Origin of the sequence: Nostoc sp. FACHB-152, assembly GCF_014697475.1 — a bacterium.
Lineage (GTDB): Bacteria > Cyanobacteriota > Cyanobacteriia > Cyanobacteriales > Nostocaceae > Nostoc_B.
Genome location: NZ_JACJRV010000011.1, coordinates 40,181 through 65,792 on the forward strand (window position 1 = coordinate 40,181; position 25,612 = coordinate 65,792).

Sequence of the window (25,612 nt, forward strand, 5' to 3'; positions counted from 1 at the left end):
AAGAGTCAACTATAGTTTGACAATGCCCATTGATTTTTGCATTGCTCTTGATTGTGAGCATTACTTCCAACCTTAACAGGATTGTCAGTGTGAAAGTTTGCTATTGCATAAGCCATTAACGCAGCGGAGCGCACAGCTAATTCTAGAGAAGTATACCTATATTTAACTAAAGTTGATCTGTATAACTTGAACAAGCTATTAATAGGTTTACTACTATGTTGCCGATTTAGCGTAGTATCTTCTTGACATACCGAATGCCCTCCCCCTATTTTTCTAAATGATTGAAGTTGGTCATTAATTTTACAACTCTCTGTGATTGTTTTTCGTACATTAACAGCCATCTGGAAGGGCTGAAACTTAATTATTTTATTATTTCTTAATACCAAAGAAAACTCAAAACCAAGGTGATTTTTGCTTATATCATATGTATTATTCAGTAATTTTATGCAGTTAAATATACCTTGAATAACATTACAAACAACAAGCTCCCATAATTGAGCAAATGTCTTAATATGTAAAGACGCTTTACTCTGCATCTTGTCTGCTTTAATAATATAGTTGATACATTTCAACATTGGCGATAATTGCAACCTAAAATCTAAAATTTGTCTTCTACTTACCTATCACCATAATGTATAGGTAAGACAGAAGTCGGATTTTGTCTTCTAAAGAAGGCTGGATAATTAAGTCTCCTATTGTATCTGATTAAAAAATTACGCTAATCTTTTAAGCCTGTGGCGCAAAACCTGAAAATTATAAATGTATTTATAAGTATCAAAGTTTTTAGATTACAGAGACTATTTAATACACAAAACTTACAGATATTGTTAGGGAATTTGAACGTTAACTTTGTCCTTTTTTTGGATCATATGTACTATTGGAGCTTTAGGATTTTTGAGATCAATATAGTCTATTTGGCTAGGATTAATTTTTGCGGGTAAATTTCGCATCTGCGCTAGTACCTTAATCTGTTCTGCTAACAGAGGACTAGGATTACCAAAATGTACATTTCCCAGTTCTGTTTTCAAAGTTAAATTCGTTAAATCTTGGAAATTAGCTTCTATCACTTTTACAGAACCTTGATTCAATAAGGGATAAAGTTGCATCCAATATTGGCGGTATTGTTCTGGTGTGCCAATAACTTTGAGACTGGGTAATTTAAACTTAGAATTTACCAATGTGTATTTTTCTAGCGGTATCCAAACACCTGTTGCATCCAGTAAACCAGTGGAAGACTGTTTGTTTTTATCCCGTTCTTGGGGTTTTTGAGCTATTGCTACAGGTACTCGTTCCTGAATTTCAATAATTAGCCCTGGAGGAAAAAGACGACGATTGACAGTTGCTTGTGCAATAGTTGGTTGTTGCTTTAAAGAGTTAGCGATCGCATCTGGTTCAATTCTCCATAAAGATTGAGGATAGGATATCATTAGCATTGACTTAATTGCTGTTTCCGAGAGTACTTGATTACCCGATTTGATCACAATTTGTTTGGGATCACTTAGTACCCACACTGGTTGGAGAGCCACCCAAAGCAAACCTCCAGCTAAACCACTAACGGCCAGTGTTCGCCAAATAGCCTGAATAATTTTCATCTGCCTTTGCCGTCGTAGTTTTTTGCGACGTTGAGATAAATCTGTCTGTGAAACTGATACTATACCAGCCATTTAAACCTCTTTCTAATTGGAGTTCAATTTCTTGCTAAGTTTGCAGGATCAATTGATGATAATAAACCCTGTTGGTATGACTAGTTTATGAGTTACTTTGCTCAAAACTATGTTTTACTTTTAGTAACACCTTACAGCCACTACAGCAAGCTTCAGGCACGTTGAATTTTACCTATTATATGTTTGCAGTGTTAAGTTGCTATTTTAGGTAGGCTTTTGAGCTTCGCATTAGGGCGATCGCTTACCAAACTGGCAAAATCTAAATAATTGACAAATTTACCATAATTTGCTCTCTGCCGTATAACTACTGTTAAGGAATTATACGGTGCAGATGTCAGCAGTATAACCATGCTTGATTCAATACTGATTAGGGTAAAGTTAGTATCTATCTCAAGAATTAACTGCAAAAATGTAGCTCAAGCCACTGAAATCTTTTCTTTTTAACAAAAGATGACAAAAATATTAATTTTGAAATAATTTATTGTGTGTTGTTGGATTAGCAGCTAGTACTTAGAGATAACGCATATTTTTTGAATTAAAACAGAATTAATACTTAAATTAGATAGTTAAAAATAATACATTAAATTTTATAATTTTATAGTATATTTTTTAACACACGTTATGAATGCATACGAGTTTAACTTTAGTCAAGTCAAAGCTTAAAGATTCTCAAAAGCTCAACAGCATCTCTAAAAAAGACAGATATACTGAAGCTATCAGGCACAAATGAATCTTTAGGCTCGTAATGATAATTGCTGGTAGAAAACTCTATCATGCGCTATCAGCGTAACTCAAAATACTGCCCTATTAACATAGGATGGTTAGAGGGCTGACTAAAGAAAAATTGTATATAAATAGACAAATAAGACAGCGAATATATCTGCATCTACATATCAATGATCAATACACAGTATTTGCCACGCTTTTATAAAGCTTGTAATCCTAGTTACTCACTCAATATGGGTGACGTGCATGATCGACACTACTACATAGATTTCGCCGATGTACGTGGCTGTAAAATTGTTGAAGAATTACAACGCACAATTACCCGTATTTCTCCAGATGAACCGACCTGCCAGTTATTTACAGGTCATATTGGTTGTGGCAAGTCAACAGAATTGCAGCGTCTCAAAGCCGAACTAGAAGAAGCAGGATTCCATGTCGTTTATTTTGAATCTAGCCAAGACTTAGATATGGCGGATATTGATGTCAGCGATATTTTGCTGAGTGTAGCGCGTCAAGTTAGTGTCAGCCTAGAAGCAATTAATATCAAAATTAAACCGCACTACTTTATCAATCTTTTCAAAGAAGTTAGCGATTTTTTGCAAAGTCCCATAGATCTGTCTGGACAAGCAGAGTTGTCCTTGGGTATTGCTAAAATTACAGCCAAAACCAAAGATAGCGCCCAGGTAAGAAATCAACTCAGACAATATCTAGAACCACGTACTAATAGCATTTTGCAAGCGATTAACGAAGAGGTATTAGAAAAAGCTGTTGAACAACTCAAACTCAGAGGTCAAAAAGGTTTAGTTGTCATAGTCGATAACTTAGACCGCGTGGATATGCGCCCCTTAGCCTCTGGAAGGACACAACCAGAATATTTATTTATAGACCGGGGCGAACAATTACGTCGCCTCAAATGCCACGTAGTTTATACCATTCCCCTAGCGTTAATTTTCTCTAATGAGTATGAAACACTCAAAAACCGCCTAGGTGGAGGTATTGCTCCTAAAGTATTGCCGATGGTAAGAGTCAGGCAAAGAGATGGCAGCGACTACGAACCAGGAATGTTACTATTACGCCAGTTAGTTTTAGCCAGAGCCTTTCCTCAAGTTTCTTATAACGAAAGACTTTCATTAATCACAGAACTTTTTGAACATCATGAAACTCTTGAGCGTTTGTGTCGTGTCAGTGGCGGCCACATCCGTAACCTATTAGGGTTACTTTATAGCTGTCTCCAACGGCAAGATCCACCTTTTTCTAGAGACTGTTTAGAAGCAGTCATCAAGGACTACCGCGACGACTTACTGCTAGCTATTGATGAATGCCAATGGGAACTATTATTTGAGGTTGTGCAACAGCAGAGCGTCAAAGGGGAGTCTGACTATCAAAGCTTGCTGCGAAGTATGTATTTATTTGAATACCGTGATCCTGTGGGTCGTTGGTTTGGTATTAGTCCAGCATTAGCAGAAACAGAAAAAGTTCTGGCTTGGCAACAAAAACGCTTATAGTTCTGAGCAAGTCAATAATTATTCATCATCAGTCATTAGTCCCTCTACATTTGACTAATGACTAATTTATAGTAACCAATTTATTCAATTTATTCTGTAGTTTAGTTATGTCAACATTGCAATGTACAACAGCAACTCTGAGTAATAACAATACTTCTCTGCAAAGATTGGTACGGTCAATTAAGCTTTCTAATGGTCAATTTGCTCTGATTTTAGTGCGATGTAACTACAGCCAATTACGAGAGCATATGCTAGAGGAGCTTCGCTCTCTGACTCAAGATATCAACATACGAGAAATATATCTTCAGCCATCCACCACAGCTTTACATACAACTATCATTACAAAATTATCGCTAGATAATCCTGCTGTGTTAACAGATACATTGCCATCCGCAGTGATGGTTTTTGGTCTAGAGTCAATTGTCGCTCTTGAAGACTTGCTAACCAGTCTTAACCAAGCCAGAGATATCTACACAGCTACGTTTCCTTTTCCGGTGGTTTTGTGGTTACAAGATGAAGTAGCATCAATGCTGACTAGATTAGCACCTGATTTTAAAAGTTGGGCTGCAACCACAATCAAATTTGAAATGGCAAAAGAAGATTTAATTGGCTTAATACGCCAAGATACAGAATCCCTGTTTGCTAAAGTTCTAGAAGCTGGTGCAGAAAAGTTTTTATCTAATGCTGCTCTTAATTTAGCTCCTAAATCTCAACATCGCCATGAAATTGAATCTGCTCGTAATGATTTACAACGTTTGTATAACACTCAAATAGAGCCAGGCTTAGAAGCTAGTTTAGAATTTGTATTAGGACGAGATAAATATGCCAATGATCAAATTAATAGTGCTTTAGCCCATTATCAAAGAAGCCTAAGTTTATGGCAGAGAGAAGCAAAAAGAGACAACGAAATTCCAGAGGAAAATATCGAACAAAAGTGCGCTTACAGACTCCGACAAGCCATAGTTTTATTTCACTTAGGCCTATGTTATCGCCGAATGGCAGATTTATATCAAATTACTAATAGCAACTACTGTCAACATGCCCTTTTATGGTTTCAGCAATGTTTAAAACTGCTAGAACAGTTGCAAAGGCAAGATTTAGTTGCAAAATTTATCTTGCCTGCTTGTGAAATGCTGCAACGCTTAAAAGCTTGGTCAGATTTAGAAGTATTAGCAAAAAAGTCTTTGCAGTTGCATGAAACTTATGGTACTCCTGCTAAAGTTGCCCAAGATTATGGTTTTTTAGCTGATGTAGCAGCATCACGCAATAACTGGTTGCTAGCTCATGAATTAGCAAATACAGCCCTTTCTGTTGCAGAATTGGCAATAGAAGTTCCTCGACAACAAGAAAGCTGGTATCTTTTGCTGTTAGCTCGGACTCAGAGGCATTTGGGCCAATGGGAAGAAGCAATTAGTAATCTAGAATGGGCAAGGGTAGTTTGTGAATTACAGTACGAGCCATCATTGTATTTAGAAATTTTAGAGGAATTGCGATCGCTTTACTTCTATGAGCGTCATGACTATGCAGAAGCCTTTAGTCTCAAGCAAGAAAAAGTCCAAATAGAACATCAATATGGTTTCCGTGTATTCATCGGAGCTAGTCAATTACAACCAAAGCGTCACAGAATTAATCCAGTTTTAGAAACACAAAAAATACCATTTATACCTGAAGATATTGCCCAAGAAATTTCTGCTTCTGGGCGGATGCAAGATGTTAACCGTTTAATTGAAAGAATTACTCGTGCTGATCACAAACTTACGGTGATACATGGACAATCAGGAGTTGGAAAAAGTTCAACCATTAAAGCTGGTTTAGTGCCTGCCTTAAAAGGAAGAGTAATTGGAGAACGTATTCCTTTACCGATTGTTTTATCTGGCTACACAGATTGGGTAACTGCTTTGGGACGTAGTATTAACCAAGCATTAGCACAATCGGAATTACCTATTGCTATAGAGTTTACTCCGAATATCCTCTTAGAAAAACTGCGTTTAGCAACTGAGTCTAATCATATAATAGTTATTATTTTTGATCAGTTTGAAGAATTCTTTTTTATTAGTGATCCTTATCAAATACTTGAGTTTTATAAATTTTTTAGTAAGTGCCTTAATATTCCTTATGTAAAAATAATTCTCTCTTTAAGAGAAGACTATTTACATTACTTATTAGAATTTGAACGCTTGAGTAGGGAAAATCAAATATATAACCTAGACGTAATTAACAATAACATACTTGATACAAATATTCGTTATTTTTTGGGTAAATTCTCAATTAAAGATGCAACAGACATTATCTGTAGTTTTACGAAACGCTCACATTATGAAATGAGCGATGAGTTAATTAATCAACTAGTACAAGATTTAGCTGGAGAATCGGGAGAAGTAAACCCAATTGAATTACAAATAGTTGGGGTGCAATTACAAGCAGAAAATATTACCACATTAAACCAATACAAAATGTGTGGTAGTTCAGCAAAACTTGTGGAACGCTGGTTAGAAGAAGTTCTCAAAGATTGTGGGCAGGAAAATGAGGATTTAGGTTGGAAATTATTATTCGAGTTAACTGATGAAAAAGGTTTTCGTCCCCTTAAAACAAAAGCTGATTTGGCAATAGCTCTAGATAAAAATTTTTATACAGTATCTGAAACAGAATCAGATTGGGAGCTAATTTTAGATATATTAGTAGGTTCAGGTTTGATACTGCGAGTGCGAGAAGAGTTAGGCGATCGCTACCAATTAGTACATGATTATTTAGTAGAACCAATTCGGCAAAAAAATAACTATGGTATAGTTGCCGAACTCGAAAAAGTCAAATCTGAAAAAAAACGAGCAGAAGTAGCACAAAAACTTTCGCAAGAGCATCTAAATTTAATTTTGCAACGACGTTTGCGAGAAGCGCGTATAGCAGGGGTAGTCTTAGCACTCATGGGAGGTACAATAGCAGCTTTATGGTGGCAAGCTGACCTCCAAAAAAGAGCAGCAGTTCGGCAAACAATTCGGGCAGAACGTAGTGAGACTAATTTAAAAATTAGCGCGATCGCTGCAACTAGCGAAGCTTTGTTCGCTTCCAATAAAGAATTTGATGCTCTTTTAGAAGGTTTACGAGCTTGGAGAAAACTCAAACAAGCACATGAAGTCTTACCCGAAACTCAAATACGCGTAGTAACAGCCTTGCAACAGGCAGTTTATGGGGTAACAGAGTTAAATCGTTTGGAAGGACACACTGATATTGTTTGGGGTGTCAGCTTTAGTCCTGATGGTAAATCATTAGCATCAGGCAGTCGCGATCAAACTGTAAAAGTTTGGCGGAATGATGGTGCTTTGTTGCAAACTCTTAAAGGTCATACGGATGCTGTAACTAGTGTAGCTTGGAGTCCAGATGGCCAAAATCTCGCTTCTTCTAGCCTCGATAAAACAGTCCAGATCTGGCAAAGAAACCCAATCAACGGTGAGTTTGATTTACAGCCATCTAAAACCTTGGTAGAAGGAGACTGGGTTTACTGTGTTGCTTACAGTCCTGATGGCGAATTATTAGCGACTGGCAGTAAAGATTCCACCATCAAACTCTGGGGTAAGGATGGTAAGTTAATTAAGGTACTGAAAGGACATCAAGGATGGGTAAATTGGGTCAGTTTCAGCCCTGATGGCCAGTTAATTGCATCAGCTAGCGATGATCGCACAATCAAAATTTGGCGACGAGATGGTAGCTTGGTCAAAACTCTTTACGGGCATCACCAAGGTGTAACTGTTCTTACTTTCAGTCCCGACGGTCAACTATTGGCATCGGCAGGGCGAGATAAGATAGTTAAGTTATGGCGACGAGAGCCAAATAGCGAAGATAACTTTGACTATCGTAGCTATAAAAACTTGCAACAGCATAATAGTACAATCTGGAGCTTGAGTTTTAGTCCTGATGGGCAAAAGTTAGCGTCAGGCACTGATGACAATGCTGTTAACCTCTGGAGTAGTAATGGCATACTACTTAAAACTTTTAAAGGACACAGTGATGCTGTTGCTAGCGTTGCTTTTAGCCCAGATAACAAAATATTGGCCTCAGGAAGTTATGACAAAAGCATCAAATTTTGGAGTTTAAATGCCCCGTCATTACCAATTCTTCGCGGGCATCAAGATAGAGTTTTGAGTGTAGCTTGGAGTCCTGATGGCCAGATGTTGGCTTCTGGTAGCCGCGATCGCACCGTCAAACTCTGGCAAAAAGAGAAGTTGAATGGCGAAGTTACAACCCGACTTTACAAAACCTTAATTGGGCACACAGATAAAGTTCCTAGCGTTAGCTTTGATCCCTATGGTGAAATTCTTGCATCAGGGAGTTATGACAAAACAGTAAAACTTTGGCGGCGTGATGGAACTTTACTCAAAACTTTACTAGGACATACTGACAGTGTGATGAGCGTTAGCTTTAGTCCAGACGGCCAGTTATTAGCCTCAGCTAGCAAAGATAAAACAGTAAAAATTTGGAGCCGTGATGGTCAATTACTGAGTACGTTGGTAGGACATGAAGGTTGGGTAAATAGCGTTAATTTTAGTCCTGATGGTAAGTTGCTCGCCTCTGCTAGTGATGACCAAACAGTGAAACTTTGGCGACGGGATGGGACTTTAGTTAAAACTTTTTCACCTCATGATAGCTGGGTATTAGGTGTCAGCTTTAGTCCCACTGATCAGTTAATAGCTTCTGCTAGTTGGGATAACACTGTCAGACTGTGGCGGCGTGACGGAACTTTGTTAAAAACCTTGTTGAAAGGCTACAGCGATAGTGTAAATTCTGTTACGTTCAGTCCCAATGGTCAATTACTGGCCGCAGCTAGTTGGGATAGCACAGTCAAACTGTGGAGTCGTGATGGCAAATTACTGAAAACTCTTAATGGACATAGTGCCCCAGTCTTAAGCGTCAGTTTTAGCCCTGATGGTCACACACTGGCATCGGCTAGCGATGATAACACAATTATTTTGTGGAATTTACACCTTGAAGATTTACTGCTGCGTGGTTGTAACTGGGCAGATAATTACCTCAGACACAACCACAACGTTGAAGGGGGCGATCGCTTTTTGTGTGATGGTATTAACCGTAGCTAAGAAATAACAAATTTATGAATTGATGACGAGTATAGAAATATTCACCTTAACTGACTAAGGGCGATCGCTCCTAAAACTTTTTTAGTCCTCGTTATCTTCCATCTTCTCTTGTAGCAATTTTGCTAAAAAAGTTTGGAGCCTCATCCGTTCAATATAAGGCCAACCACCCTCAGTCTCAATGTCTTTGAGAAGGGCGTAAAGTTGTTGGCGATTATCAGGGAGACTCTCTTGAAAAACACCATCTCGAATCTCTCGATGTAAGTACTCTAACTGACGCAGCAAGTTTAAAAGCGCAAGAGTGTCATTTTGGCACTCTTGCACTACATCATGCACTGCTGTGGCGATTTTTTGTAGCTGCTCAGAAAAATCTGTGGATTCAAAATCTTTGTTGTTGCTCATGCAGCGATCTCTGTCAAAATTAGGTCTACTCAAATTTACCGAAGTTTGTCAGCTTTCAGGCGCGATCGCTAATTTCTAATACATAACTCATAAACTCAGATAGATACAGCTTCTCAAAGCTTATATAAGCCTCTGTCCGCCTATTTCTCAGTTTTCGGTGTTAATAAAAGTATTCATGGCTCAAGATTCTCTTGGGGTTTGGGCGTAAACAGAAGAATAAAATTCTTGTAGCATCTGGATCTCATGTCTCCTTTTTTTGATATCAGTACAATTTCTAGGACAATTGCGATCTCTTCCAAAAGAGTGTGGAAGTGTTGACTACAGCCTCCCAAAAAGCTAGATGGGATCAAAAACTTCTGAGTTTAGACTAGGGTGCTTTGATTTTGAGTTAAAAAAAATCGTATGATCTGGCTGATTTCCCTATAAAGCAATGGGTTGTATGTAGTGGCAATACATACATAATACAGAGCGACTTCAGCAACGCTGTAAATGCCATCAGCATTTACAGCGTACGAAGCCGTAGCAATGTTAGGAGCGTCACCTTCTGTAAAGCTCTATCCACCAGGTAAGGCTTACCGTAGGTTGAGATAGCTTCTCATTAGAGATCAAAACTTCGTACAGTTTTACAACTTAGATATTAATTTTTGACATTGAGGTTGACCATGAGGTATCGCGCTTTAATTGTTGCATTCTTGGCTTTATGCCTGGGGCTATTAACTGCTTGTAGTGATGCGCCAGAGGCTAGTAGTAGAGATTTACTTACTTATGAACAAATTCGTGGTACTGGCTTGGCTAACAAATGCCCCCAATTGGCAGAAACAAGCCGTGGTTCTATTGGCCTTGATAATAGCCAGTCCTATGCCATCAAAGAACTTTGTTTGGAACCAACTAACTTCTTTGTCAAAGAAGAACCTGCTAACAAACGGCAAACAGCAGAATTTGTACCTGGTAAATTGTTAACCAGATACACTTCTACTATTGACCAAGTACAAGGGTCACTGAAGTTCAACTCTGACGGTAGCTTGACTTTTGTTGAAGAAGATGGTTTGGATTTCCAAGCTATCACTGTTCAACTTCCTGGCGGTGAAAGAGTACCATTCCTGTTCACCATTAAAAACTTGGTTGCTCAAACCCAACCTGGTTTGACTAGTATCAATACTTCCACCGACTTTGAAGGTGAATTTAAAGTGCCTTCTTATCGTGGTGCAGCCTTCCTAGATCCCAAAGGTCGCGGTATCGTTACTGGTTACGATAATGCTGTGGCCCTTCCTGCTCAATCAGATGATGAAGAACTCACCCGCGCAAATATCAAACGTGCTGAAATTCTCAAGGGCAAAATTTCTCTGCGAGTAGCTAAAATAGATAGCTCTAGCGGTGAGATTGCAGGTACTTTCGAGAGTGAACAGCCCTCTGATACTGACTTAGGAGCTGGCGAACCCAAGGAAGTCAAGATTCGCGGTTTGTTTTTTGCAAGAGTTGAACCAACTCGTGCCTAAATCCAGCAACTTGCTAGAAATCAAAACTTTAGTTCTGTAGTCATCAGGTTTAATCACAAGAATTTATGCCTTGTTTTAGGGTAGGCAGTTAATTTTGACTAAATTAGCCTGAATGACTAATCTTTAACTTAAAAAGGGCAAAAAGCCCTTTTTTTATTGCTTGGGAGCAGGTTTTTGAGTCAATTTAACTTACTTACCTCTTTACCTAACATTACTTAAAGAACAGAACAAGGAATAGGCAACGAACTGTCGCCTGTTCCTTTTTAATTAAAGTTACTGTTTAAGTCATTTTAAAATGTATTAATTCTTTTTAATGTTGTCAGTAATTTTACTGCTAATAAATTTGTAATTATGCAAATACAACAGAATAGAACAACCTCGTGATTAATTCAACAAGTTAAGTACAATCTCGGTTTGAAAGTAAGTAAATTATTTTATATTTTGTCAATATGTAGTTTTGACCAAACTACAGATATTACCAAATATCAATAACTAAAAATAACGATTTCGCTGATTTGAATATTGTTCGATTGTTAAAAATTTTATAGTGATGGCAATTTTATACATTACAGGACTCTCCTCGTAAATATATCAGGCCATACACTTGGATATTTTGCAGTTGTATCTGATTTAAAAAACTGTTTATTTGCTAAATTAACGCGGTGCTATGCCTACTACAGCTACCAATGAACTGAAGCATGAAATTTGGCAGTTGTTGCGAGAATATCAGCATTCCCGGTCTGAAAATGTACGCAATCAGCTGGTAAAACTCAATTATGGTTTAGTAAGAAAAGAAGCTCACTACTGGATTAACCAATGCCGTGAAAGTTATGATGATTTGCTCCAGGTTGGTTGTTTGGGTTTAATTCGGGCTATTGAAAGATTTGAAATTTCTAAAGGACACGCTTTCAGTTCTTTTGCTATTCCCTATATTCGTGGTGAAATTCAACATTACCTACGAGATAAAGGTGTCACAGTCAGAATTCCTAGGCGTTATTTGGCAATACAACAGCAAGCTGTTGGTGTTTCTCGTTCTTTGCGGGAAAAATATAACCGCCAACCAACTGATTCTGAATTAGCAGCAGCACTAGAAATCAGTGCTAGTGAGTGGCAAGAAATCAAATTAGCATGGGCAAATCGCGCTCCTCTGAGTCTAGATGTACCAGTACAAGATACAGAAGAAGGAGCTACCTGTTTAGGTGAATTAGTCCCCGATCCCCACTACCGTAGCTTTCAACTGGCTCAAGAAGACCAGCTTCGACTGCAACAAGCATTATTTCAGCTAGAAAAATGTACTAGGGAAGTTTTGGAATGTGTTTTTTTGCAAGATTTAACCCAAAAACAAGTAGCGGAACACTTGGGTATTAGTGTTGTTACGGTTTCTCGGAGAGTCAAGAAAGGCTTAGATTCATTAAAACATCTCATGTGTAACGCTGACGATTAAGTTTAAGCTATATAAAACCGTATTTTTACTAGTTTTATGTAGCAGTAAAAAAACTTTAAAATTTAATAATTTAGGTTATAAAAGAAAGATACTTTGCCTGAAATAAAAATAGGCTTTGTATATTTCTAAAACAACTTTCCTATAGCTTTTGAGAGCAGCTAATGGGCATATATTCAAAATTCGCATTTGTAACTATTCTTACTTTGGCGATCGCAGGTTGTGCTGCCGAAGAAAATCCACAGGCCAGTAGTCCTGTAACACCTCCTGTCCCTCCATCGCCATCACCAGCAGCTAAAGCATCACCTGTGGCTCAAGCTCAATCTTTCCGCAACCCTACAGTGCCTGAGAAAAAGGCAACAAACGTTGCTTTTACTTCTACTTCTACCTTGATTCAGCCAACTGATGGTAAATCCCGGATGGTTTTAATATCAAAAGGGCGGCCAGATCCATTTGCTCAAATTGTAGGTTCGACTAGTTCCGAAGTTAGCAACAATTCCAGTGCAAAACCCGTTCCTAGATTACCGAACTTACCCACACCTAATATCAGACAGCCGAGAGTGCCAATGGAAAATGCTGGTGCTATAAGAAAACAATCTTCTATGACAGTTCTAAAGACACCAACAAAAACACTGGCACAGATACCAAAGTCGATTCTGCCAAAGGTTTTGCCTCAAGTTATCCCTAGTTCTAATTTCGGTTCTGTGTTACCACCTGCTGCACAGCCTGATTTAGCAAAAGCAGTTGTAGTAACTGGTGTAGTTTTGATTGGTAGTGAACCTCAAGCTATCATCCAAATCCCGAATGAGCCTTCAAGTCGTTATGTACAGGCGGGACAGCGATTGGCGAACGGTCTACTGGTTAAACGTATTGAAATGAATGAGGGTTCAAATCCGGTCGTAATTCTGGAACAATACGGTATTGAAGTTGCCAGAATGGTAGGAGAAGGCTCTGCTAACTCAACACCATCAGCAACATCGACTGGTGGCTCGGTTTCAGTGAACACACCCCCACATAATCCTCTTGCTGTTGGAGCGTCTTAATGATGAATACTCAGGAAAAATTTGAATTTGCTGGTTTACCTCTGGCAGTTTATCGAGAAATCGCGGCTCATTTGCGTCAGGTTGAAGGCGTTGAAGCGGGCTTAATTCCCCAGTCATCCCCAAAGTTTGATTACAATCAAAGTCAAATTGATGGTTTGTGGATAACTTGGACACCTAATTCTCGTCCAGCCAGTCGGCAACGCGTACAGCAAATTTTGGCTTATTACCAAAGCCTCTACGGTGTCTAAGAACTGGCTGCTATGTAAGTTTTTAAAATGATATCCATAAATTTTTGTTTGCTAGGGTGAAGTCAATCTATCTAATCTGGTGGCGTTTGATTAGATAATAGTTGGCTCGACCCTAGTTAGTCATTTTTCAAATCCTGTTGGGTGAAGAATACAATTATCCAGTTTCTAGCTATCAATAAGCTTTCCGTATATGTTGGTGTACGCAGATCATAATAAATATTGAAAAAAAAATGCCAGTGTTTGAACCAAAACATGATAAGAAGTGATGCAATTATAAATTGCTGAGGTAAACTTGCAAGCAAAGTAATGCAAAATATTACTCAGCTGCTCTTCGGTCTGGGCATCACTCAAAATGGAACACTGGCAATTTCTAATCCAGAAACAGGGCGATCGCTCTTGGCACACCTTGGAATCGCCACATATACAACTTTTGGAAGGTAGATACAGAGTTTTGGCTCGCTCTAACCTTCTTAATACTGATGTGGAAGTGCGCGTAACTCACTCTTCAACTCAAGAGGTTCCACCAAAACGGCGGATTCAAAAACAATCGCGGCGCACTAACTCAGAAGGTTTAATGGCTGTAATTCCCTTTACAAACTTTAAGTCGGGAATATGGGAAATACGCTGCTCTGGCGATTTAATGTCAGATATTTTGGGTAAATCTTGGCAGTATAGTCTTCATTTACAAGTTTTATCTGAATTACCAATTCGAGAAGTAGGTAAATTAACGGGTGGGGACAATGTAGAGTCAAATTCTCTTGACTTTTTCATGCTCCAATTACCTTACCAGCAGAGTTCTCGTGAGCCAGAAAGGATCACTGGTACTAAATTACTATCTAACACAACAACAGATATTATTATTCCCACAGGAACGGAAACTAATACACCCAGCGTTTCATTTACTAGTGAACTACATCATGAACTTGCTTTGAGCGCAGATGCTCACACTAACATATCAACACCAGAAGAAATCACAGACAGGGATGTAGTTACTCGTGAAGAACTATCTTTAACAAGCGATCGCACTTCTTCTACCACAGAAGAAATCACGGACAGCGATGTAGTTGCTTATGAAGAATTGTCTTTGGCAATCGATCGCACTTCTTCTACCACAGAAGAAATCACGGACAGCGATGTAGTTGCTTATGAAGAATTGTCTTTGGCAAGCGATCGCACTTCTTCTACTACAGAAGAAATCACGGACAGCGATGTAGTTGCTTATGAAGAACTGGCTTTGACAAGCGATCGCACTTCTTCCGCCACAGAAGAAATCACGGACAGCGATGTAGATGTAGTTACTAGTGAAGAACTATCTTTGGCAAGCGATCGCACTTCTTCTACCGCAGAGGAAATCACGGACAGCGATGTAGTTACTAGTGAAGAACTATCTTTGACAAGCGATCGCACTTCTTCTTTCACAGAGGAAATCACGGACAGCGATGTAGTTACTAGTGAAGAACTGGCTTTGGCAAGCGATCGCACTTCTTCTAACCCCACAGAGGAAGCTACTGATAGTAATTTAGTTCCCAGGGAATTACCAAGTGAAGAACTCGATTTAGCAAGCAATTCTACTTTGTCCACCTCCACAGAGGAAACTATTGACAGCAATGTAGTTCCCAGGGAATTACCAAGTGAAGAACTCGATTTAGCAAGCAATTCTACTTTGTCCACCTCCACAGAGGAAACTATTGACAGCAATGTAGTTACTAATGAGTGGAATACCGAACAAGAATATGCAATTATCGAGCAACCAGTGAGTCCGGTATGGCTTAAAGGTGAAACGGCAGAACAAATCTTGCAAAATTTAATGGATCTAGCCTTGCCTAGTGAGGAATTACTCTTAGAGGATGAAGAGTTTGAAGAAGATTCAATAATACAACCAGCACCTCCACTACTGCTGACTTTAGAGCAAGAAAACTATATTGCTCGATGGGGTCAGGGACTGAGCATTAATGGCAGGGTAGAACTCCAGCTAAATACAGTTGATGATGAGTCACAATACGCCACAACTCTCTATGCATTGGAAGTCAGGATTGAACTGCGATCACCATTGAGTTCGGAAATACTGGCTCAAGTCAGGCAACCTTTAGCAGAGAATTTGTTGCCTTTGACGATTCACTCTGCAATTAATATTCCTGTTGAATGCGAATCTAAACTCCTTCTAGGGGAACTCAGCTTATATGGCGCACTCACTGATTTTGGCGAAGTGATGCTTTTAGCTAGTCGTTCTTTTACAATTATGGCGGATGTTACAGAGTTACTAGCAATTACAGCCATTGCTAAATCAAGTCAGCAAAACTTTTTAGCGAATGGTGCATTATCAACTTCTGTTCTTAACCAAGAATCAGAAGCATCTGTAAGTTTAGGCTTAGAACTATTTAATCTAGTCAAAGCATCTCCCAACCAACTTCAAACTATTCTTCCGTCGCCAAACCAGCCTCTACCACCGCAAATTAATCTGCTCTCTTTCAAGAAATCCGAATTAGGAGATTTGCGATCGCCACAACTGCCAAAGCTACCAGCAATCCAAACTAGTGCGATCGCTTTTAGTGATCTGATGGCAGAAGTTCCCTTGCAAGAGCAGGAAGAATCTGAACAAAAGGATGAGGAGTGCATACCAGCCCCTACGACAGTTCCCCTAGCCCCAATTAACTTAGAACAGCTAGCGATTAAAAATCGTCGGTCAATACAGGAGAATACTTTTCCTTATCTAAAACGCCTCAAAACTTTACCTACTGAAACAACAGAAGTGACGGCTAATGTAGCAGATGAGTCTGAGATTTCTTTAGCTGAGGACTCGCCACAATTGTCTCCCATCACAGAACTGCCTTCTAATGTAGCGGATGAGTCTGAGATTTCTTTAACTGAGGACTCGCCACAATTAGCTCCAACAGATGCAGAGTATGAAAATTTAGTAGAAGATGTAGAATTACCGGATGATTCTGTTGCAGAAATATTAGCTTCTCCCATTGCTGAAACAGTAGTTGAGCCTGTACCAGAAGTAGCCAAACCACCAAGTTTGGCATTTAGTGATAATTCCATTACAAAACCAGCTGTGCCTATCAATTCTCAATTGATAGGCGAGGGTAATCCTTATTCATCACCCTTGATCAGAAAATGGATGCAGAGCCAAGGATATTTCGTGCCTGAACCTCCGCCACCGCCAGTGCAATATCTGAGCCAAGAAACTGAGAATTCAGATTCAGAGCCTCAAAATACGTTTGTTGACGAGGAGCCGCTAGAGTCCAATTTAGAAATGTCAACGGTGGATACTGATTTGTGGTCAGAGCCAGATGTTACATCAGAAATGAGCCTTGACACAGAGGTAAGCGTAAGCGAAGAAAACCTCGGTTCAGAACTTTGGGGAGACTCAGAGGTAAGCGTAAGCGAAGAAAACCTCGGTTCAGAACTTTGGGGAGACTCAGAGACAATGATAATCACCGAGGAACCTGAAGATTTACAAGTTTCAGCAGAAAGCCCAACAGAAAATCTACCTCAAGAGGTTTCTACATCTTCATTACAATTACCCCAGCTAGCCCTGAATCAAAAAATCAAAATACCACGAGCTTGGTTGGCACAAGAAATCGTTGTGGATGATACTGATAGTGAATCGGAAGAGGGTGTTACTGAAAACCTACCTGTAGTACAAAAACAGCCTGCTATTTCGCCTGTGTCGAGTTCACTTGCTATGGATGGGGAAAATATTAAACCTTTACCCATTCCTCAACTACATATACCAGAAGGAGAGTTAGTTGCGGGTCAGTCTGTACGAGTCCGCGTAGAATTACCTGAAACCCTGCCACAAGTGGTTGTGAAGCTATGGATTGAGGATTGTCAAACTCGTGGATTGTTAGATGGTCCCCATTTGTTAAAAGACTTGTTACCTAACCGTTCTGGGGGTATGGAAGTGATGACACAAATTAATATTCCTTTTGGCTGTGTAGAAATTCGCTTAGAAGCGATCGCTTTTAACACCTCCACCCAGCAAGAAAGTCACAAAGTCACTGTATTGCGAACTGTAATTCCTCCTGATTTGCCAAATTTGCAGGTCGATGAATTGCTGGGTATGTAAACTCTAGTTTTACAGAACTGTGTTAAAAATCTTTAGAATTTGAAAAAGACTGGCTGAATTTGCAGTAAGCTCATTTTGAATTGTAGTGTGATTTAACAGGAAACTTTACCATGTCTACTGCATTTTTGCCTTACATTTTCGGCTATTCTGCTTCCTTCTTATCTGCTATCTTTGTTCCAGTTATTGGTTGGGTTGTTCCCATCGCAACATTCGCGTTTTTCTTTTTATACATTGAACGCGATGATATTGGTTAATTGAGAAATTATTTATAGGTAATTGGCAGCTACCGTTTTTACCAATTACCTATTAGTGGTTCTTAATTAATCCAAAACAATACCGCCTATCTCAGTGAGACAGGCGGTTTGTTTTTCAATGCTGATTTCTAAACAAATGCTAGAAAATTCAGACTTTATATATAAAGTTCAAATCGCTGTTATAGCGAAGAACCGATTCCAGCGTAGGCTCCATAGAAGAAAATGCCTACAACAGTAATTACGCCTAAACCTGCGATTGTAGCTACAACCCACAGGGGAATTCTTCCAGTTCCTGCTGACACAGATTTTCCTCCTCCCTTAACAACAAATCAACACAAATTAGATAAACAAAGTTTCACCAAAACTGTTCCAGTTAGTTAAAGAAGTAACTGGAAAATAGAATACCTAGAACAAAAACCAATAGCAATCCCAGGTATAAAGAAGTACGGTTAAGTTCAACCGGTTGATTATTGGGATTGGGCGTTCTTTCCATGATTTGCTCCTAGCGTTGAATAAATTGCATTGCGGCGATCGCGCCCAAGAAAAACACGGTTGGCACACCTAAGGTATGAACTGCCAGCCATCTAACTGTAAAAATTGGATAGGTAACTGGTTGATTGATGTTATTGCCGCTAGTCATGATTTCAAACTACTTTCCTATAAATTTTTCGACTTGCTGTTTAGCTTCATAACGATTCTTCACAATTGGCAATTCTTGCCGTGTTTGTGTGTAGTATTCGTTAGGGCGAGGTGTGCCAAATACATCATAAGCCAACCCGGTGCTAACAAATAGCCAACCTGCAATAAATAATGCTGGGATGGTGATGCTGTGGATTACCCAGTAACGAACGCTGGTAATAATGTCCGAAAACGGACGCTCTCCAGTGGTACCTGACATTTAAATCCCTACCTTCACAAAGACTGTTATTGAGTTTATTATCCTACAAAGTTTAGAAAGAGTTACAAGTTGCAACGCTGTTCTCATAAATCAAAATAAACCTTGCATAGGTCTAAGCTGCTTCTTGTTGAGTAGCTTTTTCCGCATCGGAGTTATACTTCAGCAAAACGCCGCGATCGCCGATAATAAATCCTTGATCAGGTTTGAGAAAGACTATTTTATATAGATTAGCTGCAACTTCTTCTACATCACGGTCTTTTTCCCAAGTTTTGCCCCCATCGGTACTCCGCAGCAAGTTACCACTACCCCCACCTATCCAAATTTCTTCGGGTGTGCGCGAAGCTAAATCTAACAATCCCCAACTAGTGGATAACTCTGGATATAAAGCTTCTTGCCATTCTTCAGTGTTATTGGGTTCACTAAACTGTACTTGACCACCCCGTGCTAGTAGCCACAGTTGTCCATTCTCCTTGAACCCCATATTTTCTACCCGCCGCGAACTATTGCGGTTATGGGGTACCCATGCAGTTTGTCCTGGTTCCCAAGTTGAGTAAAAGCTACCCTTGGCGGAAACAGCTACATATTTGCCATCAGCAGAACGTTGCATATTCCGTACCACACCGACAGCTGCTTCTACTTGGGCTTTCCAGTTTAGTCCGCCATCTGTAGTTTTGTAGATTGCGCCCACATCAGTAGCCATTTCAGCTGAGTTAGCTCCTAATGCGTAAACGGCAATGGGATTACCTGGTAACTTTTCGCTCAAAGGAATCCGCGACCAAGAACGACCTTCATCACTAGTATGCAGCAGTAGCGAAGGTTCACCGACAATCCAGCCTTCTTTGCCAGAAAAACTTACTGAGTCAAAGCGATACCTAGAATCATCCAGTTCTAAGGTTAAGGGTTGCCAATTTTTACCACCGTCTTTGGTTTCTAAAAGAGTGGCGTTGCTACCTACTAAAAAACCATGCTGAGGATCTTGAGTAAAAGCAATATCCAATAACTTCTCGTTGGTTGGCAAAGTAATAATTTCCCAAGGATTGAAGCTTGTGGAAGGCACTTTGCTACAACCTATACATAAAACAACTACTATCAAAAAGGCAATTATGCGTTGCCAACTTCTCAGGATGGGATGCATCTGTATTTCTTAGTGGTTTCTAAATTCGTTGAGGTTTTACCTTAAGAGTTGCGATCGCTCTCTAAAATAGGTAAAAAAGATAGCGGGTCTTATTGTAAGCCGTAAAGACTGATAAAAAACAAGAAAGCCAGAGCCAAAGCCCCGAAAATTAAGATATTCTTTTGACCTGGGGTGAGCTTGTTCACACCCAAGCCATAACCGAGATTTTCTTTAAAACCTGATGCTGTACCAGAGGGGCCGATATTGGCAAAAGCAGTTTTCTTGGCACTACAAACTGGACACTTCCAATTTACAGGCAGATCTGTAAACAGTGTCCCTGAAGGAATATCATGCTTATCGTCTCCCTTCTCAGGTTCATAAACATAACCGCAGGCGCGACACTCATAGCGGTCTAACGCCGGAGTCTCAACAGCTTGTTCGCTCATGGCTAAGGTCTCCCAGAGGGGAATTATTAAATATACGTTAAAAATTATGACATAACTGTTAGACTTTTCTATCAGTTCTAGAAACGAATCAAATACTTGAAATCCGTCTGTTTCCCAGATTTCAGAAAAGCCTAAAAGATATAATGTAAAAGAAACGAAGAGCCTTATTTACACCATATAGCGGTAGAAATTCATTGTGTTTGTCCTTAGCGGTTACGAGTACTTTCTGGGCTTCTTAATCATTTGTAGCCTAGTGCCTGCCTTAGCACTTTCTGCTTCCAAGCTTCTCAGACCCACTGGTAACAGCCTGGAACGCCGCACCACCTACGAATCCGGGATGGAACCTATTGGAGGAGCCTGGATTCAGTTCAACATTCGCTACTATATGTTTGCCCTGGTTTTCGTCGTCTTTGACGTGGAAACTGTGTTTTTGTATCCTTGGGCGGTAGCTTTCCACCGTTTAGGGCTATTAGCCTTCATTGAGGCACTAATTTTTATTGCAATTCTTGTAATTGCCTTAGTTTACGCATGGCGTAAAGGAGCTTTGGAATGGTCTTGAATTCTGATTTAAGCACCCAAAATAAAGAGCGAATCATCAACCCAATTGAGCGTCCCACAATCACTCAAGACCTTTCAGAAAACGTTATTTTGACAACCGTTGATGACCTCTACAACTGGGCTAGGCTTTCGAGTCTGTGGCCTTTGCTGTTTGGTACAGCTTGCTGCTTTATTGAGTTCGCAGCGTTAATTGGTTCTCGTTTTGACTTTGACCGCTTCGGGCTAATTCCCCGTTCTAGTCCCCGTCAAGCTGACTTGATTATTACAGCCGGAACAATCACCATGAAGATGGCTCCTCAGTTGGTGCGTCTTTATGAGCAAATGCCTGAGCCGAAGTACGTGATTGCTATGGGAGCTTGTACAATTACTGGCGGGATGTTCAGCGTCGATTCTCCCACTGCTGTACGCGGAGTTGATAAATTGATTCCGGTGGATGTGTACTTACCTGGTTGTCCTCCCCGTCCAGAAGCGATTATTGATGCGATCATTAAGCTGCGGAAGAAAATCGCTAATGATTCCATGCAAGAACGCGCTCAAATCAAGCAAACCCACCGCTTTTACAGTACGACTCATAACTTGAAGCCAGTAGAAGAAATTTTAACTGGTAAGTATATGCAGTCAGAAACTCGCTTCACTCCACCTAAAGAATTGGCAGAAGCTATCGGTTTACCTGTACCACCTGCGCTACTAACTTCACCAACCAAGGAGGAACTGAACCGTGGCTGATGAAGAAACTAAACCAGTACCAGCAGCAGAAGATGCCATAGTTCCAGCTGGGCCTATTTCTCAGTGGTTAGCAGAAAATGGCTTTGACCATGAAACTTTAGCCCCTGATAAAAACGGGGTAGAGATAATTAAGGTCGGGCCAGAATTTTTGCTCCCTATCGCTACAGCTTTGTATGCTTATGGTTTTAATTATCTTCAGTTTCAAGGTGGGATTGACCTTGGGCCTGGACAGGATTTGGTCAGTGTATATCACTTAATTAAGGTTAGTGATAATGCTGATAAGCCGGAAGAAGTGCGAGTTAAGGTATTCTTGCCACGGGAGAATCCCAGAGTGCCTTCAGTGTACTGGATTTGGAAAACTGCCGACTGGCAAGAACGTGAAAGTTACGATATGTTCGGCATTATCTACGAAGGACACCCAAATCTGAAGCGGCTTTTGATGCCGGAAGATTGGGTGGGTTGGCCTTTGCGGAAAGATTACGTCTCGCCTGATTTTTACGAGTTGCAAGACGCTTATTAGGTAGTGCTGAATGTTATTTGGTGAGAATTTTGATATCTCATCTCTAACCCCTCTCCGGCGGCGGAGGGGGGTATTGTTTTTTTTAACGCGGAGTTTTTTTTGCGGAGGTTGGCGCGGAGGGGCGCGGAGTTTAATTTGTGCTTTTGCGTGGATGGGTAATGATATGAATAGTTAAGTTGTACAGTAATGCTTATGTCTAACGAGTTATTAAAGTCTTTTCAGCAAGCATATAGCAATCTCGAATTGTTTCCACTGATGCAAGAGAAAGAAATGGCACAATTTCGAGTTGATTATGGTAGTGAGTTGATAGCAGATTTAATTCAGTTAGTTGAAGATAGCCCGAATGGTGATGGCAAGATTGTATTTACGGGGCATCGGGGATGTGGCAAGTCTTCTTTGTTAGCTGAGTTTAGTAAGCAGGTTAAAGATAATTATTTTGTAGTTTTATTTTCTATTGCTGACAGTATTGAGATGTCGGCTGTTAATCATATCAATATTTTGTTTGCGATCGCTCTTAATTTAATGTATGAGGCGGAAGCACGCCAAGTGGAAATTCCTAAAACTACTAAAGATACTCTCTATGGTTGGTTTGCAAGCCGAACTCGGACTGAAGAAAGAAGTTTTCAGGCTGAGGCTGAAGTGGGTTTTGATTTACTAAGTTTGATTAAAACTAAATTAAAAGCTGACGCTACCGTTAGAGATGAAATTAAACATGAATTTGAACGCAAAATATCCGATTTAGTTGCCCGAATTAATGAAATTGCGGCGTTGATTCAAGCAGCAACTCAAAAAGAAATTATAGTTATAATTGATGATTTAGATAAACTAGACTTGGGCAGAGTTAACGATATTTATAGAGATAATATTAAAGCTTTGTTTCAGCCTAATTTTAGAGTTATTTATACTATACCTATTGCAGTTCTTCGAGAAACTTTTCTCAGTACAATTATTACCACAGAAACCAACGATCAAATTGTGGTGATGCCAGTCTTAAAAGTTTTTGAGAAGGGTAAAAATCGTCTACCTGATGCCCATCCTCGTATTGAAGTACAAAAACTGCTTTGTGAAATATTAGAAAAGCGAATCGCCAGTGATTTGTTAGAAAAATCAACCGCAGAGAAGCTGGTTGTTCAAAGTGGTGGGGTATTGAGAGAGTTAATTAGAATAGCTAATGAATGCTGCCGTATTTGTTTGCGGCTTATTCGGCGCAAGCCAGGAGAGAAAGTTGTTATTGATGACAGTATTTTAGAGCAAGCAATTAATAAAATCCGTAATGATTTTTCTATTCGTCTAGGAAAACTAGATTTTGAAATTTTGCAAAGCACTTATGAGAATTTCATGCCTGATGATCCAAAGCAGCCAGAGTTTTTAGATTTGCTGCATGGGCTGTATGTTCTGGAATATCGTAATGATGAAACTTGGTATGATGTTCACCCCATTAGTGTAGAAACTTTGAGACGCAGGGGGTTGATAAATGATGAATGAAGATTTGCTTGCGGATGATGATAATCGAGATGCTTATGATGATTTAATTGTCAGTATTCAAGCTAAAGAACATGGTTTGAATTTACTTATAGGTGTTTGTAATGATGCTAGTTTTCGTGATGAGATTATTGCTCAGTATGAAGCAGAATTACAGCTAGAAATTCGTTGCTATCGGGTGACATTAGCAAAGGGTGAACCAAGTTTGAGGGCTGCAATTGCTCAACTAGTGGAAGGTGAAGAATATTTGCAGCAACATAACCCAGCCGTAATTACTGTAATTGGTGCGGAACAGCTTTATTTTTTGAAACTGGGCGAAGAACGTTCAGAACAAGAAGTTTTTTTTGGTTACTTGCAGTGGACTAGGGAAGGGTTAAGGGAATTTCCTTTTGCTATTGTCTTATGGGTGACTAATCAGATTTTAGTTAATTTGATTAAGAAAGCTCCTGATTTTTGGAGTTGGCGCAATGGTGTATTTCACTTTGTGTCTAGAAAGAAAAATACTGTTTCTGGAAGAGATATAGAACCTATTCGTTTTGCTTTCAGCGACAATGAGTTTTCAGGTTTGGATGATGACAATCCATATTTATTACCTGTAGAAGATTTACAAAAATTTATTAATGATGCAGAGCAGCGAGGTGTTAAAGATGCAACTTTAGCGACCTTATACTTCATCTTAGGAGATATTTATATAAAAAGGCTTGAACGGGGTGAGTTTCAGGATTATAAAAAAGAGCAAGAATTAGCAATTGAGTATTTCAGCAAAGCTATTGAATTGGAGAAAGAACTAACTTTAGAAAAAGAGTTAGCTCATAGCCTTAGCAACCTAGCGTATATCTACGAATCTCAAGGCAGATACAGCGAAGCTGAATCCTTGTACATACAGGCTTTGGCACTCAGACGCAAACTCCTTGGTGAAGAACATCTTAGCGTCGCCGCAAGCCTCAACCACCTAGCTAATCTCTACGAATCTCAAGGCAGATACAGCGAAGCTGAATCCTTGTACATACAAGCTTTGGCACTCTATCGCAAACTCCTTGGTGAAGAACATCTTAGTATCGCACTTGGCCTCAACAATCTAGCGTATCTCTACCAATCCCAAGGTAGATACAGTGAAGCTGAACCTTTGTACGTACAAGCTTTGGCACTCTATCGCAAACTGCTGGGCAAAGAACATCTTAATGTCGCACTTAGCCTCAACAATCTAGCGTATCTCTACCAATCCCAAGGTAGATACAGTGAAGCTGAACCTTTGTTCATTCAAGCTTTGCTACTCAGGCGCAAACTCTTGGGCGAAGAACATCCTGATGTCGCCACAAGCCTTAACAACCTAGCTAATCTCTACGAATCTCAAGGCAAATACAGCGAAGCTGAACCTTTATTAATCGAATCTTTGGCACTTAGACGCAAGCTGCTGGGAGACGAACATCCCTCTGTCGCCACAAGCCTCAACAACCTCGCAGGACTCTACGAATCTCAAGGTAGATACAGCGAAGCGGAACCTTTGTTCCTAGAAGCTTTGGCCCTGTGGCGCAAACTCTTGGGCGAAGAACATCCTTATGTCGCCGTAAGCCTCAACAACCTTGCATCACTTTACCAATCACAAGACAGATACAATGAGTCCGAACCTTTGTACATCCAAGCTTTGGCACTTAGACGCAAGCTGCTGGGAGACGAACATCCCTCTGTCGCTACAAGTCTCAACAACCTTGCAGAACTATACCGTTCCCAAGGTAGATACAGTGAAGCTGAACCTTTGTACATCAAAGCTTTAGATATTTTAGAGAGGCAGTTAGGGGCAGAACACCCAAATACTGTAGCTTGTCGTGAAAATTTAGCAGATTTGCACGATCGCTTATCTTCAGAACAATAACAGCAATCGCCTAATCTTGGCTTTTCAAGTTCCAAGCAAGAATATTCTTGTTTCAAATAA

At 39.8% G+C, this 25,612-nt stretch carries 22 protein-coding genes and 1 pseudogene; 13 read left to right on the forward strand and 10 right to left on the reverse strand.

The genetic code is table 11. From position 1 onward, the window contains the following. Positions 1–5: 5 nt before the first annotated feature. The 3 genes from H6G76_RS36575 to H6G76_RS11850 form a co-directional block, all read right to left on the reverse strand. Positions 6–536, reverse strand: a complete 531-nt coding sequence (locus tag H6G76_RS36575; protein ID WP_199337347.1) for a hypothetical protein — start codon at positions 534–536, stop codon at positions 6–8. Between the two features lie 291 nt (positions 537–827). Next, the gene (locus H6G76_RS11845; RefSeq protein ID WP_190700169.1) at positions 828–1,664 is read right to left on the reverse strand and encodes a cell division protein FtsQ/DivIB; all 837 of its coding nucleotides are present in this window, start codon (positions 1,662–1,664) and stop codon (positions 828–830) included. 191 nt (positions 1,665–1,855) lie between these two features. Then, a complete protein-coding gene (locus tag H6G76_RS11850; protein WP_190700172.1) occupies positions 1,856–2,014 on the reverse strand; it encodes a hypothetical protein in 159 nt (52 codons plus the stop codon). Positions 2,015–2,560: 546 nt separating this feature from the next. Between H6G76_RS11850 and H6G76_RS11855 the strand changes: the two genes are divergently transcribed. Both H6G76_RS11855 and H6G76_RS11860 read left to right on the forward strand, forming a co-directional pair. Next, positions 2,561–3,895, forward strand: a complete 1,335-nt coding sequence (locus H6G76_RS11855; protein ID WP_190700174.1) for a P-loop NTPase fold protein — start codon at positions 2,561–2,563, stop codon at positions 3,893–3,895. Positions 3,896–4,002: 107 nt separating this feature from the next. Next, positions 4,003–8,982 carry a hypothetical protein gene (locus H6G76_RS11860; RefSeq protein WP_190700177.1) on the forward strand — a complete coding sequence of 1,660 codons (4,980 nt, stop codon included), beginning with the start codon at positions 4,003–4,005 and terminating at the stop codon, positions 8,980–8,982. A gap of 81 nt (positions 8,983–9,063) precedes the next feature. Here the strand turns inward: H6G76_RS11860 and H6G76_RS11865 are convergent, their stop codons facing one another. Next, positions 9,064–9,381 (reverse strand): hypothetical protein, encoded by a 318-nt coding sequence (locus tag H6G76_RS11865; RefSeq protein WP_190700180.1) that lies wholly within the window; start codon positions 9,379–9,381, stop codon positions 9,064–9,066. 662 nt (positions 9,382–10,043) lie between these two features. Between H6G76_RS11865 and H6G76_RS11870 the strand changes: the two genes are divergently transcribed. From H6G76_RS11870 to H6G76_RS11895, 6 genes and pseudogenes are all read left to right on the forward strand, one after another. Continuing rightward, the gene (locus H6G76_RS11870) at positions 10,044–10,877 is read left to right on the forward strand and encodes a photosystem II manganese-stabilizing polypeptide (protein WP_190700183.1); all 834 of its coding nucleotides are present in this window, start codon (positions 10,044–10,046) and stop codon (positions 10,875–10,877) included. A 667-nt stretch (positions 10,878–11,544) separates the two neighbouring features. Next, positions 11,545–12,321: an RNA polymerase sigma factor SigF gene (locus H6G76_RS11875; protein WP_190700186.1), complete on the forward strand. Its 777-nt coding sequence runs from the start codon at positions 11,545–11,547 to the stop codon at positions 12,319–12,321. 161 nt (positions 12,322–12,482) lie between these two features. Next, on the forward strand, positions 12,483–13,361 hold the full coding sequence (locus H6G76_RS11880; protein WP_190700189.1) for a hypothetical protein: 879 nt from the start codon (positions 12,483–12,485) through the stop codon (positions 13,359–13,361). Positions 13,362–13,363: 2 nt separating this feature from the next. Continuing rightward, entirely contained in the window at positions 13,364–13,609 is a 246-nt protein-coding gene (locus tag H6G76_RS11885; RefSeq protein ID WP_190700449.1) for a hypothetical protein, read from the forward strand. A 352-nt stretch (positions 13,610–13,961) separates the two neighbouring features. Then, a pseudogene (locus H6G76_RS11890) lies at positions 13,962–14,307 on the forward strand (hypothetical protein); the annotation flags it as partial. Between the two features lie 3,484 nt (positions 14,308–17,791). Continuing rightward, entirely contained in the window at positions 17,792–17,935 is a 144-nt protein-coding gene (locus H6G76_RS11895) for a photosystem I reaction center subunit VIII (protein WP_190700193.1), read from the forward strand. A 179-nt stretch (positions 17,936–18,114) separates the two neighbouring features. Here the strand turns inward: H6G76_RS11895 and H6G76_RS11900 are convergent, their stop codons facing one another. From H6G76_RS11900 to H6G76_RS11925, 6 genes are all read right to left on the reverse strand, one after another. After that, positions 18,115–18,237, reverse strand: coding sequence for a photosystem II reaction center protein J (locus H6G76_RS11900; protein WP_062295774.1), 123 nt, complete (start codon positions 18,235–18,237; stop codon positions 18,115–18,117). A gap of 71 nt (positions 18,238–18,308) precedes the next feature. Continuing rightward, positions 18,309–18,428 (reverse strand): photosystem II reaction center protein L, encoded by a 120-nt coding sequence (locus H6G76_RS11905; protein ID WP_010997988.1) that lies wholly within the window; start codon positions 18,426–18,428, stop codon positions 18,309–18,311. Positions 18,429–18,437: 9 nt separating this feature from the next. Then, on the reverse strand, positions 18,438–18,575 hold the full coding sequence (gene psbF / locus H6G76_RS11910) for a cytochrome b559 subunit beta (RefSeq protein WP_015115279.1): 138 nt from the start codon (positions 18,573–18,575) through the stop codon (positions 18,438–18,440). 9 nt (positions 18,576–18,584) lie between these two features. Beyond that, positions 18,585–18,833: a cytochrome b559 subunit alpha gene (psbE, locus tag H6G76_RS11915; protein WP_190700196.1), complete on the reverse strand. Its 249-nt coding sequence runs from the start codon at positions 18,831–18,833 to the stop codon at positions 18,585–18,587. Between the two features lie 112 nt (positions 18,834–18,945). Further along, the gene (locus tag H6G76_RS11920; protein ID WP_190700199.1) at positions 18,946–19,968 is read right to left on the reverse strand and encodes a photosynthesis system II assembly factor Ycf48; all 1,023 of its coding nucleotides are present in this window, start codon (positions 19,966–19,968) and stop codon (positions 18,946–18,948) included. An 89-nt stretch (positions 19,969–20,057) separates the two neighbouring features. Then, positions 20,058–20,393: a rubredoxin gene (locus H6G76_RS11925; RefSeq protein ID WP_190700202.1), complete on the reverse strand. Its 336-nt coding sequence runs from the start codon at positions 20,391–20,393 to the stop codon at positions 20,058–20,060. A 196-nt stretch (positions 20,394–20,589) separates the two neighbouring features. Here H6G76_RS11925 and ndhC point away from each other — a divergent pair, with 196 nt between their 5' ends. The 5 genes from ndhC (at position 20,590) to H6G76_RS11950 (ending at position 25,552) form a co-directional block, all read left to right on the forward strand. After that, on the forward strand, positions 20,590–20,952 hold the full coding sequence (gene ndhC / locus H6G76_RS11930; protein WP_190700205.1) for a photosynthetic/respiratory NAD(P)H-quinone oxidoreductase subunit C: 363 nt from the start codon (positions 20,590–20,592) through the stop codon (positions 20,950–20,952). Further along, positions 20,943–21,677: an NADH dehydrogenase subunit K gene (locus H6G76_RS11935; RefSeq protein WP_190700208.1), complete on the forward strand. Its 735-nt coding sequence runs from the start codon at positions 20,943–20,945 to the stop codon at positions 21,675–21,677. Before ndhC ends, H6G76_RS11935 begins: the two co-directional genes overlap by 10 nt. Next, complete coding sequence (locus H6G76_RS11940; protein ID WP_190700210.1) at positions 21,670–22,197, forward strand: NAD(P)H-quinone oxidoreductase subunit J; 528 nt, start codon at positions 21,670–21,672, stop codon at positions 22,195–22,197. Before H6G76_RS11935 ends, H6G76_RS11940 begins: the two co-directional genes overlap by 8 nt. A 192-nt stretch (positions 22,198–22,389) precedes the next feature. After that, positions 22,390–23,682: an ATP-binding protein gene (locus H6G76_RS11945; protein WP_190700213.1), complete on the forward strand. Its 1,293-nt coding sequence runs from the start codon at positions 22,390–22,392 to the stop codon at positions 23,680–23,682. Beyond that, positions 23,672–25,552 carry a tetratricopeptide repeat protein gene (locus H6G76_RS11950; RefSeq protein WP_190700216.1) on the forward strand — a complete coding sequence of 627 codons (1,881 nt, stop codon included), beginning with the start codon at positions 23,672–23,674 and terminating at the stop codon, positions 25,550–25,552. The genes H6G76_RS11945 and H6G76_RS11950 overlap by 11 nt, the downstream gene beginning before the upstream one ends. Positions 25,553–25,612 lie beyond the last annotated feature (60 nt).